Raw genomic sequence first — 18,399 nt, forward strand, 5'->3', positions numbered from 1 at the left:
TGGTTTGATTATTATCGTCAGGCTGCGTAATTAAAATCTCCCAAGTTTATGTGTACGGATTTGACGGCAGGGGTCAGTACCACTATCACCCCCAAAGTCTAAGCCTTGGTTGATAGTCGCATTGGTTTGATTCAGCTGGTAGACATTGACGGCATCAGTATCATCCTCACCAGCAGTAAGACCCGTAATTTTACCGGTATTCTCAGCGTTGATGGTTACCTCACCAAACTTCGGTGAATCAGCCATTTGAATCTCAATACCACCACCTTGTGTCGCAATCGTATTGATATTGCCTGATGAGTATGTACCAACCGCTGTTTTACTACCAACAATCTGCATCTCCTTGTTTAGGTTGCGAGTGACATAGCCAACAGTCGGATTATCGTTACCAGAGAAGCGTAAACCATCATCTTCTAACGTCGCTATGGTATGACTGTTACCGTCACCATCTTCGTAACTTAAGCGAGTGACGTCTGTGTCATCATCAAATACGTCGCCAGACTGGATTTCTGGACGCATGGTCAGCGTTGGACTCACACCGTCTATCCCTGCAGGACCCGTTAGACCGATTGTGCCATCAGCGCCATTAATCGCCACGCCAGATGCACCGTCTGCGCCATTCACACCGATGAAGCCATCTACACCATCTTCACCGTCTTGACCTGCTCCACCAACATTGAGGTTGTCGCCCAATGCAAAGTCGATTTCATTATCTGCCACTGTAGTGACGATACTGCCATCTGCACTGGTGTATTTGACCGTATCACCAAGTTTGACTTTGTCTTTAGTCTCACCAGGCGCTAATGAGGCGTTGTCAGCCGTGATGTCGAAACCTAAGTCAGTCAGATCCGTTGTCACGTCATTCAACTGATCAAGGTTCACCGCATCAGTACCATTGACACCTTTTCCAAGGTTGGTGATGGTGTTGGTTGGGTAACCCTCCTCATCAACGTTGGAACCCATATCGATACCCGTACTACTGATGATTGGACCACCATTATTGATCATGATGCTCTCAAGATCCGTTAGGTTCTTAGCCATCACTAGGTTTAGCTTGCTACCGTCACTGTCAACACGTAGGTTTGCACCTGATGCATCAGCAGAGTCAGCTAACGTACCTTCGATGTTCAACGTTTCATTGAGCTTCTTAGCAATGGTATCGCCCGTGTTACCGGCAAACTTCATACCATCTTCCATGGTGGCAACTTGGATATCACCAAGGACGATACGTGTAATGCCGTCCTCACCATTAACACCGGGTACACCATTGACGACACCGATGGTACCTGATGGAGCTGGCTCACCATTAAGACCTGCAGGACCCGTTAGCCCGATTGTGCCATCAGCGCCGTTGATGCTCACGCCTGAGGTACCGTCTGCGCCATTCACACCGATGAAGCCATCTACACCGTCTTCACCGTCTTGACCTGGACTACCAACACTGAGGTTGTCGCCTAACGACACAACCAAGTTGTTATCTTCATTGGTCACACTAATATTACCGTCACCGTTGATCGTAACGACGTCATCTGGCTTGACATTGCTCTTCGCGCCATCACCAGAATCAGTACGGACAAACCATCCTTTATTGGCTGTTTCGTTGACTTCGTTCAACTGATCAAGGTTCACCGCATCAGTACCATTGACACCTTTTCCAAGGTTGGTGATGGTGTTGGTTGGGTACTCATCCTCATCAGCATTGGAACCCATATCGATACCCGTACTACTGATAATCGGACCGCCGTTATTGATGGTGATGCTCTCAAGATCCGTTAGGTTCTTAGCCATCACTAGGTTTAGCTTGCTACCGTCACTGTCAACACGTAGGTTTGCACCTGATGCATCAGCAGAGTCAGCTAACGTACCTTCGATGTTCAACGTTTCATTGAGCTTCTTAGCAATGGTATCGCCCGTGTTACCGGCAAACTTCATACCATCTTCCATGGTGGCAACTTGGATATCACCAAGGACGATACGTGTAATGCCGTCCTCACCATTCACACCGGGTACACCATTAATGACACCGATGGTACCTGCCCCTGCAGGACCCGTTAGACCGATTGTGCCATCAGCGCCATTAATCGCCACGCCAGATGCACCGTCTGCGCCATTGACGCCGATGAAGCCATCTACACCATCTTCACCGTCTTGACCTGCTCCACCAACATTGAGGTTGTCGCCCAATGCAAAGTCGATTTCATTATCTGCCACTGTAGTGACGATACTGCCATCTGCACTGGTGTATTTGACCGTATCACCAAGTTTGACTTTGTCTTTAGTTTCATTAGGGGCTAAGGAAGCATTGTCAGCCGTGATGTCGAAACCTAAGTCAGTGATAGTGCCACTAAGCCCTGACAACTGTTCTTGAGTAGCCGCTATGCCACCAGTATAGGTCGTTGTTGGATCAAAGGTTCTATTGGTTAGACCTGAGATTGTACCCGTATTACCATTGATACTGACAGGATTGGTTGTGCCAACTTGAATCATGTCAGCTAAGCCAAGTTTAATGCCATCACCTAATGGTAATGCTGTGGTAGTCAGATTGCTATCGGTGTCAAGCTTGATTTCTTCACCTAAAGCAAAGGTACGTTTTAAAGTGCCACGACTGCTAGCATCGTTTACGTTAAACTTAATACCCTTGGCAATCTCATTATTTGTCTCATAAAGTTGGCCACCATTAATGGCATCCTTACTGTTTAGACCTATCAGTCCATCATCAACGTTAACAACCTTCTTATTACCAGCATTGACACCGCCACTCTTAGTGATGCTTGGACCATTCAGGATGGTCAAACCATTACTAGTTAAAGCTGCGCTAGAAGGATTGAATGGATTTAAACCTGTTACTGTGACACCTGCACCACTGACCGTAGTAACGCCACCCGTTAGCAATCCACCTGTCACCATGCCAAGGCGATTAACGTTAGTGCCACTTAACACGTTACCTGTGGTGACAGTGCCGTTATTGCCTAAATCGAGATTGTTATTAAGCACGACTTCAACTTTGCCACTGTCTACTTGCGTAGTAATGTTGCCATTAGAGCCTATAATATCTACTGTCTGACCTAGGTTCTTCTGAACTGTATTATTATCAGCAGCCTTGATACCGAAGCCTAAAGTGGTTACGTCCCCGATGGCATTGTTTAGATCGCCGATGTTGGCTGCGTTGTTCTGATCATTTAGATCTGTTAGTGAGCCTCCACTGGCTACCCCTGTAATCTGGTTGCCACCGTTATGTAAACCAGCATCGCTTAACTGTACGCTGCTACCGCCAAGGAAGGTAACACCATCATTATTACTCATTACCGTATTGCCAGTAGTCACACTATCAAGACCGGTTAGGTCTTTTGCCAGCTTGACGGTTAGAGTCTTGTTGGTATCGTTAGCAACTACACCGATATTGTTATCTGACAAATTGGTCGCCCCGCCTTTTACTGTGAGCGTATCGCCCATTTGGCGGGTGACGGGGGTGCCAGTATCCCCATCAAACTTAAGCCCTTGATTCACTACTCCAGACAGACCTTTTAATTGCGCCACGTTTACCGCGTCGCTATCATTGGTACCTGCAGCTACATTGACGATCTGACGATTGCCGCCCTCAGCTCCATTTCCTACTGAGACAGCACCATACCTTGCACCACTTTGGGTAGCTTTGATAGCGGCATCGCTACTACCGGTTGGATCATAGCCCATAGCACCACCTGCTACATTGGCCACTGACCCTGCCCCAAGTGCTACTGAACCTTCAGCGACGGCTGAAGACCCCATACCAAAGGCAGAAGAGGCATCACCGGCTGAGCTGGAACGCACACCAACAGCGGTAGATAGCGCACCCTCAGACAGTGCTTTTGCACCAATGGCGATGGAGGCTGCACCATCCGATTCTGTGTTTACCATATAAGGCGGTGACTCAACAAGGCTACTACCTGTATAGGCTGTAAACATAGCTCCAGCATCTGCTGAGGCAGCATCTAAATCATCACCACCAATGGCGATAGAAGAATTACCACTTGATACAACGTTGGCACCAATGGCGATAGATTGCTGACCACTAGCTACGGTGTTCTGACCACTCTCACCACTACCAATGGCAATGGCTTGACCACCTGTAGCACTGGCGTTGCCGCCCATAGCCATAGAGTTTGGTCCCTGTGCACCATCGTTGTTTTTGTTTCCTGTAGCACCACTTTTTACACTGTAGTACTTGGTTTTGTTGGCGATAACTGTACCACTCAAATCATCAATTGCTTCGTTAGTAGCATGTAACTGACTACCATTGATGGCATCAGTACTGTTATCACTAATACGTCCAGCAGCTACATTAGTAACGGTACGTTCTGCACCTACAGATCCGACACTTACTGTGCCTTTTGGTACAGCTCCAGCAAAAGTATACGTTCCGTTAGCTAGTACAATGCTAGATGTGCCAATGGCCGCAGCTGTTTTAGAGAACGATCCTAAGGCTACTGAGTCTGCATCCTTAGCTTCAGAGAAACGACCCAATGCAGTACTATCTTTACCACTAGCTTTTGCATTAGTGCCAACAACGGTTGCACCTTGACCTGCGAAGCTCTGAGTACCTAATGCTACTGTTCCGCTATTTAGGGCATTTGCATTCATACCTAAAGCAATGCTATTACGACCAGCTTGAGCTTTGTTACCAACAGCTGTTGCATCGATAGCTTTAGCGAATGCATTAGTACCAATCGCCGTCGCACCCTCCATTGCAGCTTTCGCTTTATGACCGAAGGCGCTAGCCTCGACAGCCGTTGCTTCAGCTTCAAAACCAACAGCTGTAGCGTTTTCACTTTTAGCTTGAGAGAAACCACCTAAAGCCATTGCACCTGATCCGTCTGCTTTAGAGCGACGACCTAAAGCAGCACTGTTTTCGCCCCGAGCGTTAGCAGTAGGACCAACCGCTGTAGCACCTAAACCTTCGGCGTTACTCTTGACGCCTAAAGCAACTGATTCGCCGCCTTTAGCCTTAGCTTCAAAACCTGATGCTAAACTGCTACGAGCTGTAGCTTCTGCGCCAGAACCGAAGGCACTAGCTTGGATACCAATAGCTTTAGCGTTTTCTCCAACACTGGTTGAGCGGTCACCGTTTGCTATAGCATTAGAGCCAACCGCCAATGCATTGGTACCTGTTACTGATGTAGTGTATGGCTGCACATTACTTGAACGGATAGGGAAGTCGATGTCACTAATCGCTTCGTTAGTGGCATGTAACTGACTACCGTTGATGGCGTCAGTACTGGTTGCACTTACTTCGCCTGCAGCTACGTTAATTATCTGACGTTCGCCATCAACAAAACCAACACTCATGACACCATTTGTAGCAGAGCCTTTACCGGCATAACTATAATTCGTTCCATTAATGGTGATGCCAGTTTCAGTCGTAGCAGCACGATCAGTAGATAAATGACCTAGCACAACGCTGTTGTCTTGTGTTGTGCCAACATTATTACCCAGAACAAAAGTATTGTTATTAGCAATATTGTTGTTATTACCCACCGCATAACTACCAGTGCCACTAATAATATTAGGGTCACCAAAAGCACCTGAGTTGTCGCCTGAAACCACATTACCAGTACCAACACTGATGGACTGCTTGCCGCTAGCAATAGCACCATGACCCATAGCAATAGAATCATCCCCTGTCGCTTCAGCATCTTGCCCTAATGCCATACTATCTTTAGCAGACGCTGTGGAATTTAGTCCTAATGCTATAGCGGCAGTATCACGACCAGCAAATGCATTGCCATTACCAGAAGCTGTGGCTCCATGCCCTAATGCTATACTATTATTGCCCACTGCTTTAGCCTCTCGTCCTAACGCAGTACTATATACTCCAATCGCTTCGGATTGGCTTCCTATAGCGGTTGAGCCTTTCTTTTCAGCCTTAGACCTCTCTCCTATCGCAGTAGAGGCATAACCCGCTGATGCGCCATATCCTACCGCCGCAGCATTATTATGGTTGGCATTAGCTTGATGACCTAGAGCAACTGAGCTTCTACCTTTAGCTTTTCCATTAAAGCCAACTGCAGTACTCCATTTTCCCTCAGCGTTCGAAGCAGAGCCAACTGCAGTGGCATCTAAGCCTACTGCGTTAGCATTGACTCCAGCTGCCATCGCATTATTACCAGTCGCGCCATTGTTGTTGTAGTTGCCCGCGGTCGGATCTGTATTATTGACACTATAAAAGTGCGTTTTATTAGCCACAACCGTATTATTCAATTGTTTCAACTGAGAGACATTCACTGCATCAGTGTCCGCACCACCCGCAGCAACATTGGTTAAGCGCCGCTCATTATCTGCACTACCGACACTGACCACATTGCTACCAGTTGCGGTTCCTACAACACTAGTTGCGCCAGTAGGGACAAAGCTAGTGACCGTAGAAGCTGTGACAGTAGAGTTATTACCAATACCAACTGCACCGTCTAAGCCCGCTGCGACAGTAACGTTATTACCGACCACAAAGGCGTTATCCGCATCGATGATATTGTTATTACCAACCGCATAACTACCTGTACCGTTGATAATATTAGGATCACCAAAGGCACCTGAGTTATCGCCATTGACGATGTTACCTGTACCAATTGCGATACTATTAACACCGTTCGCTTTGGATCCGTCTCCGATAGCCACACTAGAATCACCACTGGCAGTAGTATTATACCCCAGCGCTACAGTATTCTTTTTAAGTGCTTTAGCCGCGCGTCCTAAGGCTGTACTGTACTCTCCAGTCGAGACAGACTTGCTTCCTATCGCTGTTGACCCTTTTTTGGTCGCTGTTGCGGCATCTCCTATCGCAATTGCAGCATAACCCGCGTTAGCAGCATACCCTATCGCAGTGGAGTGTTTATTACTAGCATTAGCTTTATAACCTAAAGCAATTGCGTTTCTATCTTTAGCTTGTGCTTTATAACCAATCGCAGTGCTCCGCGTACCTTCAGCGTTAGAGTTTGTTCCTAGCGCTGTCGCATTCTCACCCTCCGCTGACGCATCAATTCCAGCTGCCATGGCATCAACACCAGTCGCACCATTGTTATTGTAATTGCCACGAGTTGAATCTGTGCTATTTACACTATAGAAGTGCGTCTTGTTAGACACAACTACATCACTTAAATCTTTAACAGACTCGTTAGTAGCATGTAATTGGCTACCATTAATACCGTCCGTACTGGTTTTACTTACTTCGCCACTAGCGACATGCTTGATTTGACGCTCACGCTCTTCTGAGCCAACAGAGACCTGTGCTCCTTTATCATTGGTCGCGCCAGCGTAAAAATAATCCTTATTACCAATAGTAAGCTTCTCTTGGTAAGTTGCATCATTAAGCGTAGTAGAACCTGCACCTAGTGCCACCGAACCGTCTTTACTTGCTGATGACCCCATACCAAAGGCAGAAGATGCCTGTCCTGATGAGCTTGAACGTACACCAACAGCGGTAGATAAGTCACCTTTAGACAGTGCTTTTGCACCTATCGCTATAGAGGCGGCACCATCTGATTCTGTGTTTACCATATAAGGCGGTGTCTCAACAAGGCTACTGCCTGTATAGGCTGTAAATATAGCTCCAGCATCTGCTGAAGCAGCATCTAAGTCATCACCACCAATGGCGATAGAAGAGTTACCACTTGATACAACGTTGGCACCAATGGCAATAGACTGCTCACCACTGGCTAAAGTGCGCTGAGCGGAGCCTCCTCCTACACTACCAATAGCAATGCCTTGACTACCAGTCGCACTGGCGTTTCGACCCATAGCCATAGCGTTGACACCCGTTGCACCTTGGTTGTCATCGTTGCTACCGCCCATTGATTTCACGCTGTAGTACTTGGTTTTGTTGTTCGAGACAGCATCGTTTAGATCACCGATGTTGGCTGCGTTGTTCTGATCATTGGGATCTGTTAGTGAGCCTCCACTGGCTACCCCTGTAATCTGGTTGCCACCGTTATTGAGACCGTTTCCACTTAAGCTGACGGTGCTACCACCTAAGAAGGTGATGTTGTTCATGTTAGTGAGGTCTTTGGCCAGTTTAACCGTTAAGGTATTGTCACTATCGTCAGCTACCACACCGATGTTACCACTTGACAATGCCGTGGCGGCGCCGCCTTTGACGGTGAGTTTCTCACCCAATTTACGACTGACCGTATTACCTGTATCACCATCAAAGTCGAGCTCTAAACCTGCAAGCCCCTTAAGTTGGCTGACGTTCACCGCGTCGCTGTTGTTGGTACCTGCTGCAACGTTGACAATCTGACGACGAACCGCTGCTTTCTCGTTGGAGGCAGATCTACCCACACTCACAGCACCAGTCGTACTTTTTGTGGCTGTGATGGCAGCATTATTATTACCTGTTGGATCATAACCTGTGATGCCACCTGCGACATTGGCAGTTGAGTATGAGCCTAAAGCGACACTGTCCTCTTTTAAACTTTCTGCACCGCTACCTAAAGCGATGGAGTCTTCGCCTTCCGCTAAAGTCTGCTGATTGATTTGGTATGTGACGCCTTCTTGATCACCCTTCTTCCCAGCATTAGCAATATCTGCAGAGCCAATAGCAATCGAGCGGTAACCTTCTGCTCTAGCAGAATGACCGACTGCTAAAGAGCCTGTACCCGTAGCAGAAGCAACATTACCGATTGCTTGAGCAAAGTCAGCTATTGCGGCAGATTGACGACCTAAAGCAAGTGACGTATTACCTTTGGCTAGGGCAGCGGGCCCAATAGCGAGCGCTGCTACATTGTCAGATTTTGCTTGAATACCTAAAGCTACGCCTAGATTCCTGGACGAAGCATGCATGCCTATCGATGTACCTGCCTCTTTAGCTTTGGCGCCAGTACCAATCGCAGTAGAGTTAAAATCCGTATTTGTATCAACAATAGGAGGTTTGTTATCAGGATTTTCTCTATCATAAAAATATATATTAGGATCAGATGATAAGTCTGCAACAGAATCGCAACCCACTGCGACACTATCAGTCTTCCCTGCTATTGCGCTTGTACCACAACTGGTTACGCCAGTGGCTACTGCACCATTTACTCCAGTAGCAGAGAATACCTGTGGCGACATAGTAAGACCAGCCGCTATCAGTCCTATTCCTATGGTAGATAAACGAAAAAAACGAGTAGAAGAAAGGTTAGAAGTGGTATTAATGCTAGCATTCGCGCTAACGCTGGATTTGGAAGATTTGCCGCGTGTTTTGGCGTATTCACCCACTGCGGTGAAGCAATTTAAGGCTTCATTCCATATGACTTTATATATGCGGTTCATGAGCTGAATTCCTTTTCAGAGTTGGTGCTAGCATTAGATCGGCACCAAGATAATGTAAGTAGATAAGCTGAGTTAAGGAATTAGCGGTTATAAGGCACTTATTAATTAGTACTAAATGGTATAAGTAGATATCACCGTTTAAATACCAAAAATTACTCACTATGCTCTTAACCCTTCTGCTATTTAAGCAGCCTTGGAAAACTTACCTACTCTATATATTAACTTTACCGAATATAAAAGCAATGCCACTCAAACCAAATTTACAACCGTCTATCCGTTTATGTGAATATATAAATGAGAAACGAGCTAATTAGGTCTAGATAACTATGTCTATAAAAGAAAAAGTAAGAGAGTTAAAGGCTTTGAAGCTACAGGTTAGCAGTAATGCCTTTATGACACACTTCTAAAATAAGGACGATGAACCGGATAAAGTTGCAGATAAGAGGTATCGGCTATTTTTAGCTAAAATTTTTTATAAAATATAAACCGTTTATCCTCAAAAACGACCTTCTATAATTTTTTATAGATTAACTAAGAATGACTTGAATGATAATTACAGGGACGTTAGAGCTAATTAACTATCTTTGATAAGGTTTAGATAAGGAGTAGGTAGGAGTTTAATCAACACTTTATTTAGGAGTTAGTAGGCAGGTTTTTTATAATATAAAAATCATATAACAGGCCGGTATGCTGTCTGGGAAGTGTTAGATAAGAATAAGTGTGGTAACGAATTATATTAGAGAGAATAGTGATCAAGAGGAGAGTGGAATGGGGTGAGTCTAAGTATAGTCATTTCTAGTGGGTATAATAAATGCTTATCTATTGTTTTTTGCTTGAGCCTGCTATTGGAACTAGCCGTTTAATAGTATAAAAAAGTGCTTAGTAACCTAGACAGACGAGGTATCAAGCACTGTTTTTTAATAAGTAGTAACATACTATCTAATTAATATTAGGTTACTTTAGGCTTTGACTGACGCAAAAACATCAATAAATGCCCCTTAAAGGGCTGATCCAGATAGATCGTATCTATAGGTTTTTGCTGCTCACTACTAAACCCTTGTTCCTCCATCTTAGCGATGAGTTTGTTTTTCCGGCCTCGTCCCGGATCGACGATGATGACCTCGCAGTTTGGCTTAGCATGTCGTCCAATAAAGCCTGCCAGTAGCGCCACGTGCGGCTCTTCATAGAGCAAATCGCTACCGATGATAGTATCGAATAGACCCAAATCGCTTTTATGCTCTGACCACTCCAAACGCTCAAAAATGATACGCTTATTGCCATTGAGCTCTGCATTTTTGTCTAAGAAATACTGCACTGCTGGATGGTAGTCCGTCGCGGTGATATCTGCTTGACGATGATTGAGCAGCAGGCTTGAGAGCGCCATACCGCAGCCAACCTCCAAGATGCGCTTGCCTGCTATATCGTACTCTAGCATATGATGAGCTAGTACCAAGCTTGATGGCCACAGCACCCCAAAGATTGGCCAGGAGGCTGAGCAGATACCCAAAGTGGCTGCTATACCGTCCGGATCGCTATACTCTTGATTGTCGCGTAAGGTACAGACATGAATATCTATATCGCCAAACTCAAGCGTTTGATAACGTAAGCGTACATCCATAGGGGTAGTTGGATCAGTCGGAGTAGTCATAGCGGATCCTAAACAGAGGGGAAATGGCATAGGGGAGTACATGGAAATGGTTAAGGAAGATCGAACAGTAGGGAAGGTTGCACTATGCCTAGTGACCTAACTCAAAGCGATGACTGAGTCAGGATAAAAACTTAAATAGAACCGTTAATACAGCATACTTTTAACAATGGTAAAAAGGAGTGATAGGGGGGTATTTATAACAACTGCAGCTTTACTCGCTAATAAGCAAACACAGCTAGGATAGTATGCCCTATTATGCGCTGAGTTGTCGCTATTTATTAGCCTAAGTTTTTATAAATAAACCATTTTTTTAGAAGGTGGCTTGCCGATAAGAGTAAGACAGGGTTTTGAATGTTACAACAAAAAAAGCCTTGCGCATCTTCTTTATTGATAGAAAATGCTCAACGCTTTTTAAAAAAAGTTCAATCATTGTTAGACTAAGCAGTCTTTTAGACGAAGTAAGCTCTAGGATAAGTAGATTAGGAGAATTGATAAACAGGCAGTCTAGAGTTTCATTTCTAAGCTTCTGTCGTTTCAAACTTTAGCCCTGAGGTTTTGATACCCCAAATCAGCTCAACGAAGGCACGGTTATTGGTTAAGGGCTCACCATCGATGATGACGGCATAACCATCATTATCAATCCACAAAAACACAAAGCTTGTCTCAGGGATGAGCAGATCCACTTGTTGAAAGAACGAGATGGCGCGGCTATCCAATGACCAGCCACGCTGCTGCTGCCTAAGCATAAACCCTGAAAAGTCCGCCGCCGCGACACTCAGCATATCCGCTTCTTCTTGACTATAACCAATCCGTGCCAAACAAAAGCCCTCATCTGAGGCGATAGCAGCACGGCGCTTGCCTGAGAGGCTAGCGACGACATATGGCAAAAACTGATCTAGCGGTAGGTTAGGCGCAGGTAAAAAGGTTGAGAGCTTCTCAATAAAGCCCTGCTCAACGAAACCCTCAAGCCACAGCTCAGGAAACGCTTTGAGCCAATCGGCGACTAACATAGTCTCTCGGTGCGATAACAGCGCTTGTAGAGCCAATTGCATCGCCGTAGGCTTGGGCTGTGAGAAGGCTTCAAAAACGCCCGCTGGGGTCAACGTGATATAGGTTTTTTCGGCATGAGCAAAACTGGACATAAAGGTAACCTTATTTGTAGTGCGTATCTAGTTGCTGAGTGAAAAAGTGAGATAAGAGCTCAGAAGGAGCTAAGCTGTAGTTAGGCGTCTGTTGCTACTGATGCGACTTGGGTTTGCTCCAAGTGCTCTTGACAGCTTTGCCAGCGCTGATCGAACTGCCAGTCGCTCTTACCTAAACGAAACCAGACGATAGAGAAGGCGAGACGATCGTTACAAGCTAAGCAGTGCGCAAAAAACTCGTTCTCTATCTGCTCGATAGTGCTCCAGTCCTCATTATCGCGCGCGCTCATCAGCTCAGTGGTGATGTTCTTAGCGATCTCTTTCGCGTCATCGCTACTGATACGCAGGCGGTGCGTATCGACATTGAGTGAAGGGGTAATCAGCACGCTCCAGCGCGTGGCAAACTCGCTGCTATGCCGGATATAGTCAATCTTATTAATACAGTTACGAAACGCGCGCTCTATCTGCGGATGCAAGCGGTTCTGGATACGGATAAATATATCCTCAACATCATAGGGAATGTCGTACCAACAGCCATAAAAAAAGTCAGCGACCGCGCCTTGTAGCGGCTCTTTTTCTTTGAGGAGCAAGGCGGCGTTGATGCGCTGCTCATGATAATAGCGATTATTGGGCGCAGAAAATATCTTGCGCGAATAAAAACGAAAATCATGACGAGCAGTTGCTTCTTGCATCGCGGTGGTAGAGAGGTCATTCATAGCAGTATCCTAAACTAATCAAGCAAAGTTTCCATTAGATCTATCATAAACTCGCCGTCTTCTTCGCTCATAGCCTCAAACCCTTGCGCCATACCGAGCTCAGTGAGTACTTCTTTGCCATCTTCGTCTTTATGTAGGTTTAAGATCGCATCCATCAAGACTTGACTATCAGCAAAGCCTTCTTTGACAAGTAACACATGACTGATATCTGCCAAGTCGCTCTCGATTAGTACTGAGAGCTGAGCTTTGGTCAACCTTGAGAAGCTATGAAAGATCTCAGCTAAAAAGAACCCGACTTGCGCCTCGCCTTTGATGACTTTGCGCGCCGCGGCTTGGTAAGTTTCAGTGATATCCCAGCTCAGATCAGGCTCCATGATATCGACCGCCTCGAGCAAACGTAGGCCAATCAGTTTGACATCGCGGTTATTGGCCATTGCGACGGTCATCCCAGTAGTAACGTGCTCTAAACTGCCAATCTCGCCATTACTTGCAGCAGCAATGACCATCTCGTCTGACTTACCAATAGGACGCGCCACGGCGCGATAGCCCTGCTCACGAATGAGGGCCGCAGCATCGAATGGATTGGCATAAATGACTTGAATATCACCTTGAGCGATAATGTCTTCTTGCTCAGCATGAGCTGCTGGCATATTGAGATGCATATTGATGTTGGCGCGTTTTTGGATCAACGTGTTGAGCATGTGCCAGCCTGCAAACCGCTCAGGTGAAAAATCAGGGGCGATTAACATATTATGTGTCGTCATGATTTAACCTTCCTCATCTTGTTTCATTTGCGCATATTGCGTGGTGGCATCGGCTATCTTACTGCGTGATGGCTTACGGCGTACTGACGTATAGCCGACAGTCTCACCGCGGCGAACATTTGGTACAACGGTGGCGTAGACCCAGTAGTGGCTGCCATCTTTACATAAGTTCTTCACATAGCCATGCCACTTTTGGCCGGCTTCAGCGGTACTCCATAGATCTTTATAGGCCGCTTTTGGCATATCAGGATGACGCAAAATATAATGCGGTTTACCGATGAGCTCATCGATATCATAGCCACTGATCTCAACAAAAGCGTCGTTGACGTGGGTAATGTTACCCGCCAAGTCAGTACGCGAAACAATGAGTTTGCCATCGGGATATGGGCGCTCAATCCCAGTATCATAGATGATGCGTGATGCGCCGTCATGATAAGTCATGGTGATAGGTTCTGCAGTAGCGTCGGGCTTAGTGGCATCCGGTAGGGAAGCGACCATAGCAATCTCCTTTATTTAGCCTAATCATAGTGATGTCGTCATTACTATGGCAGGTACTATAGTGATAAATATAAAGTCAACAGGTGAAAATGAGCGGTTAAATTAGTTTGGCTAGTGCTTCTGAAGCGCGCTTGATGTCCAAAAATATCAGCCCAAGCTTAGCGTTCGGCTTTGCCATGACGGTTAAGACCGCCTCGTCACCAGAGGAGGTCATAATGACGTAGCCTTTTTCGCCCTGAATCATAATGCGATCGATACTGCCACGAGCAAGCTCACGGCCTGCACGGTCACCTAATGACAGCAGCGCGGCAGACATAGCGCCAACCCGGTCTTCGTCAACGCCAGTCGGTAATGCTGAGGCAATCATAAGGCCATCGTTGGAGATTAGTGCTGATGCTTCGACGTCTGCTGATGAGCTATTTAGGTCTTCCAAGATTTGTTGGAATGAATCTGTACGCATAACTTTTCTCTACAATTGGTGGTGAAATAAACATTAGGGCGTGTTGAACATTCGACCATGGCACTGACAGCGACTATTTTTTAGGCGATTCGATGTTAAAAATAATAAGTTTAGTCATTCTAAGCGCTTATTTTTAACGATGAAGCGGCAAAAAAGAGTCCTGTCCCTGTTGTTGTCGTGAGGGCTGATGCTAAAATTGCCCCATACTGCGTTACAAATCTCGCTAAGGCATCTGCATTATCGTCGCTTTGTGCCTTGTCTGGAACAATTTTAGCGATCAGCAGTGCCTATTTGCGAATGCTCAACACGCCCTAGATAAAAGATAAATAGTCTGGCAAACTAGACTGAGTATTATAAACCCTTACTAGCATTAATGATATAGATTGATGGTCTGGATATCTTAATGTTTGCTATTTTCTTACCTTTTATCTTGTTTTATTAACCTTTCGTGCGTTTATAGCTGCTTGAATAATTGACAAGTTATATATGAATTTGACAGCTACAAGGATAAAAATTAGTATAAGTTGTGCGTCTGCACTGCTATCAGTAATGATCACGGCTTGATTGAGCAAGGTTATAATGTGATGTAGCACATCTTTTGTTCACAGTTATAGCTTAAGCGACAAGGTCTAGCATCACTACAGCAACTTGCTTGTCAGCCGTTTATCTATCGCCATCTAGCTATTGTCAGCAAAACAACATGACCGCCGAGGACTATTATAACTTCCGATGATATGGTTATTTACTAGACTCATACGCGCAAAAAATGATATATAGTCGTATCGAAACTATGGTTTCATTAATTCGATTTCATTAATTTGATTTCATCGGTTTTATCCTTTTGGTCGTCAAATAAACGCTTGGAGCGCCTGCTAAAATTGTCCTTTAACAGACTCGCTTTAATAGACTTGTTATAGAGCAATGAGCAAGCGATGAACGCCACGCTATTGAGCGACCAAACTCGGATGTGTAAATACCTTGAATATACTAGTACAAGGATCTACATAGGTCGCCGTGTGCTATTCTCTCTTATTCTAATAATTAATCCTACATCGTTATGGACAGTACCTTGCTTGTAGTGCAAGCAGGTGATAGCACGACACCGTTATACCATGATCAATTATAGAATTATCATCTCTACTTTAAGGACGCTATATGAGTATCAGTCAAGCCATCGAAAAAGTCGAAACCCGCTACGCCCATCAGCCCGAATTTGTACAAGCCGTAAAAGAAGTTGCGCTTACTATTGCTCCTTTATATGACGCCCATCCTGAATACGAAAAAAATAAGATATTTGAACGCTTAGTAGAGCCTGATCGTATCCTTGCTTTTCGTATTAACTGGGAAAACGACAAAGGTGAAGTACAAGTCAACCGCGGCTGGCGGGTACAGTTTAGTAATGCGCTAGGGCCTTATAAAGGCGGCGTCCGTTTTCATCCTACCGTTAACCAATCGGTACTCAAGTTCTTAGGCTTTGAGCAAATCTTCAAAAACGCTTTGACTGGTCTGCCAATAGGCGGCGGTAAAGGGGGCTCAGATTTTGACCCTAAAGGTAAGTCTGACAGTGAGATTCGCCGCTTTTGCTACGCCTTTATGCGCGAGCTGCATCACTACGTCAGTAAAGACATGGACGTACCTGCAGGCGACATCGGTGTCGGTGGCCGTGAGGTCAGCTATATGTTTGCCATGTACAAGAACTTGACCCATGAATACAGCGGCGTGTTAACCGGTAAAGGTGTCGGGTTCGGTGGCAGCTTGATGCGTACCGAAGCTACAGGGTATGGCGCAGTGTACTTTTTAGAGAACATGCTTAAAGTACAAAACGAGAGTATCGAAGGCAAAAGAGTATTAGTCACAGGCGCCGGTAACGTCTCACTACATGCTGCCGAAAAAGTAGTGATGCTTGGCGGCATAGCTATTACTGTCTCGGATTCTAAAGGCACTTTGTACGACGAAAGTGGCTTCGATCAAGAAAAAATCGACTGGCTGAAGAAGCAAAAAGATCAAAGCAAGCCTTTGGCCGACTATGTTGATAAGTTTGGCGGTGAGTGGTTTGCAGGCAAAAAGCCTTGGCACATCAAAGGTGATATCGCTATCCCATCAGCGACGCAAAACGAAGTCGATGAAGACGATGCTAAGATGATGGTCGACAATGGTATCAAGTATGTGGTGGAAGGCGCGAACATGCCACTCACTGCCGAAGCGATCGATCATATCCGTGAGCACCGCGTCCATTATGCGCCAGGTAAAGCGGCCAATGCTGGCGGTGTTGCGGTATCAGCGCTTGAGATGTCACAGAACTCTGTACGTCAGTACAAGAGCTTTGAGCAAATCGATACGCGCCTAAAAAACATCATGAAAGATATCCATGACAGCGCTGCGTCTGCTTCTGACAAATACAACCAGACCGATAATGGTTATATCGACTATATGGCAGGTTCAAACATCGTTGGCTTTAAGCGCGTTGCTGATGCGTTATGCGCTTATGGCATCTTGAACTAATAGCGGCTTAGCGTAAGCTTGCTATCTGTGAGCTTGCCTAAATATTAGTATACAAAAATATCGCGCTTGGCTGTTTAAAAGCCAAACGCGGTATTTTTTGGTTTAGAGTTTGGGTTTATTGAATTTATCATTTAAATAAACGCTAATACTGACGGATAATTTTCACCCCAACAGGCGGCGTAGCGAGCTCTTGACGCTCAAAAGCCCAATTATGACCTTCCCAAAAGTGCGCCGTCTTGTCGTCGTCATTAAAGCCAAGCAGCAGTATCTCTAAAGGCGCGATTGTTTTTTGTAGATGATTTATACTCTGCAGGCGCGGCACTGCCTTGCGAGCCGCTAATAGCAATCGATACAACAAAAACCCAGAGGTCGGCGCTGAAGAATGGATGTCAGCAAAGCTCGGATAGTCAGCGACCACCGGATGCTGCTCGGATAGTACGCGGCAATACTCCGTGCTATCAAAGATAGCCTTTAAGTCGTTCGTCATACTCAAGACTCGCTTGTCGCTGATAGGATCATCGTTCGGTTTAGGGTCATCAGCAGGGGTAGGGAACTGATAACTGATATTACTAAGAAAAATACCCAAAGTGGCCTGCTGCGCTATCTGCTCGATTGCGATTAAGTTATTGCTTCTCGGCGGCAAGCCAAAATGCAATTGACTATCGCCAATCTGCCTAAAAAATAATAGCTTAGGTAAGGTTTTGGCAAGTGCATGAGTGGCAAAGAAGTCAGCATGAATGAAGTCATTGAACAGGACTAAGATATCGGTAGGCTTCAGAGTTTGCTCTAACGTTTCGATAGTGATTGAGGGGTTGTTAGCCATAATGACCAAGCGTTTTTGGCTTAAAAGTGCTTTTTGTATCGTTGCAGGTAAGCTTTCATACGCAAGCGCCGAGATGTCCGTATTATTGCTATTATTCAAAAGCAGCTCAGAGTTGTTGTTAGCGTTATAGCTGCTAGGACTAGCATAAGATAAATCTGATAAGGCAGTTTTCATAGCGGGCTTAATTCTTAGAAGGTTAAGGAAAGATATAGAGGGAAAGAAAGTGAGTATTTTGAGTAAAGTTATGCAAGTATTTTTATCCGACTACTTATGGAAACATCAATAATAACAGTCCTAAAATGGGCGCGTTATTATAGCATTTACAAGTAGCAAGCAGCAGCCAGCTACATGTTACATCACTGTTGAGACGTGATAAATTCTATGAGCCTAATAACGATGACACGGTAGCAGCGTTTTTTTTATCAGCCCCAAATCTAGGAAGCCTCAATCACTGATTGGGGCTTTTTATATATGGCAAACTCAAAAATATAAAACTTTCTTGCCCCATCCTCACTAGCTACTCTTGCAATTTTGCTGTGCAACCTCAACCTTCTGACCTCTGCT

The 18,399-nt window shown here is 45.4% G+C and carries 9 protein-coding genes; 1 reads left to right on the plus strand and 8 read right to left on the minus strand.

Going from position 1 to position 18,399, the window contains the following annotated elements; translation table 11 throughout:
• Positions 1-30 precede the first annotated feature (30 nt).
• From AAEY83_RS06575 to AAEY83_RS06605, 7 genes are all read right to left on the minus strand, one after another.
• Positions 31-9,282: an ESPR-type extended signal peptide-containing protein gene (locus tag AAEY83_RS06575; RefSeq protein WP_351058736.1), complete on the minus strand. Its 9,252-nt coding sequence runs from the start codon at positions 9,280-9,282 to the stop codon at positions 31-33.
• Between the two features lie 949 nt (positions 9,283-10,231).
• Positions 10,232-10,930 carry a class I SAM-dependent methyltransferase gene (locus AAEY83_RS06580; protein ID WP_025644046.1) on the minus strand — a complete coding sequence of 233 codons (699 nt, stop codon included), beginning with the start codon at positions 10,928-10,930 and terminating at the stop codon, positions 10,232-10,234.
• Between the two features lie 518 nt (positions 10,931-11,448).
• On the minus strand, positions 11,449-12,072 hold the full coding sequence (locus AAEY83_RS06585; protein WP_025644044.1) for a hypothetical protein: 624 nt from the start codon (positions 12,070-12,072) through the stop codon (positions 11,449-11,451).
• An 80-nt stretch (positions 12,073-12,152) separates the two neighbouring features.
• Positions 12,153-12,788 (minus strand): hypothetical protein, encoded by a 636-nt coding sequence (locus AAEY83_RS06590; protein ID WP_025644043.1) that lies wholly within the window; start codon positions 12,786-12,788, stop codon positions 12,153-12,155.
• Positions 12,789-12,802: 14 nt separating this feature from the next.
• Positions 12,803-13,552 carry a PhnD/SsuA/transferrin family substrate-binding protein gene (locus tag AAEY83_RS06595; RefSeq protein WP_025644041.1) on the minus strand — a complete coding sequence of 250 codons (750 nt, stop codon included), beginning with the start codon at positions 13,550-13,552 and terminating at the stop codon, positions 12,803-12,805.
• A gap of 3 nt (positions 13,553-13,555) precedes the next feature.
• The gene (locus AAEY83_RS06600; RefSeq protein WP_025644039.1) at positions 13,556-14,050 is read right to left on the minus strand and encodes a PAS domain-containing protein; all 495 of its coding nucleotides are present in this window, start codon (positions 14,048-14,050) and stop codon (positions 13,556-13,558) included.
• Positions 14,051-14,147: 97 nt separating this feature from the next.
• Positions 14,148-14,510, minus strand: coding sequence for a roadblock/LC7 domain-containing protein (locus AAEY83_RS06605; protein ID WP_025644037.1), 363 nt, complete (start codon positions 14,508-14,510; stop codon positions 14,148-14,150).
• 1,155 nt (positions 14,511-15,665) lie between these two features.
• Between AAEY83_RS06605 and gdhA the strand changes: the two genes are divergently transcribed.
• Positions 15,666-17,012 carry an NADP-specific glutamate dehydrogenase gene (gdhA, locus tag AAEY83_RS06610; protein WP_025644035.1) on the plus strand — a complete coding sequence of 449 codons (1,347 nt, stop codon included), beginning with the start codon at positions 15,666-15,668 and terminating at the stop codon, positions 17,010-17,012.
• Between the two features lie 142 nt (positions 17,013-17,154).
• Here gdhA and AAEY83_RS06615 read toward each other — a convergent pair whose 3' ends face one another.
• Positions 17,155-18,009, minus strand: coding sequence for a hypothetical protein (locus tag AAEY83_RS06615; protein ID WP_025644033.1), 855 nt, complete (start codon positions 18,007-18,009; stop codon positions 17,155-17,157).
• Between the last annotated feature and the right edge of the window lie 390 nt (positions 18,010-18,399).

It is taken from the genome of Psychrobacter sp. TB20-MNA-CIBAN-0197 (assembly GCF_040309765.1).
GTDB lineage: Bacteria > Pseudomonadota > Gammaproteobacteria > Pseudomonadales > Moraxellaceae > Psychrobacter > Psychrobacter submarinus.

What these genes read in the sequence shown, in the direction of transcription:
- AAEY83_RS06575 (WP_351058736.1), bottom strand. Translation starts at nt 9,282, where the DNA reads ATGAACCGCATATATAAAGTCATATGGAATGAAGCCTTAAATTGCTTC.
- gdhA (WP_025644035.1), top strand. Translation starts at nt 15,666, where the DNA reads ATGAGTATCAGTCAAGCCATCGAAAAAGTCGAAACCCGCTACGCCCAT.
- AAEY83_RS06595 (WP_025644041.1), bottom strand. Translation starts at nt 13,552, where the DNA reads ATGACGACACATAATATGTTAATCGCCCCTGATTTTTCACCTGAGCGG.
- AAEY83_RS06615 (WP_025644033.1), bottom strand. Translation starts at nt 18,009, where the DNA reads ATGAAAACTGCCTTATCAGATTTATCTTATGCTAGTCCTAGCAGCTAT.
- AAEY83_RS06580 (WP_025644046.1), bottom strand. Translation starts at nt 10,930, where the DNA reads ATGACTACTCCGACTGATCCAACTACCCCTATGGATGTACGCTTACGT.
- AAEY83_RS06585 (WP_025644044.1), bottom strand. Translation starts at nt 12,072, where the DNA reads ATGTCCAGTTTTGCTCATGCCGAAAAAACCTATATCACGTTGACCCCA.
- AAEY83_RS06590 (WP_025644043.1), bottom strand. Translation starts at nt 12,788, where the DNA reads ATGAATGACCTCTCTACCACCGCGATGCAAGAAGCAACTGCTCGTCAT.
- AAEY83_RS06605 (WP_025644037.1), bottom strand. Translation starts at nt 14,510, where the DNA reads ATGCGTACAGATTCATTCCAACAAATCTTGGAAGACCTAAATAGCTCA.
- AAEY83_RS06600 (WP_025644039.1), bottom strand. Translation starts at nt 14,050, where the DNA reads ATGGTCGCTTCCCTACCGGATGCCACTAAGCCCGACGCTACTGCAGAA.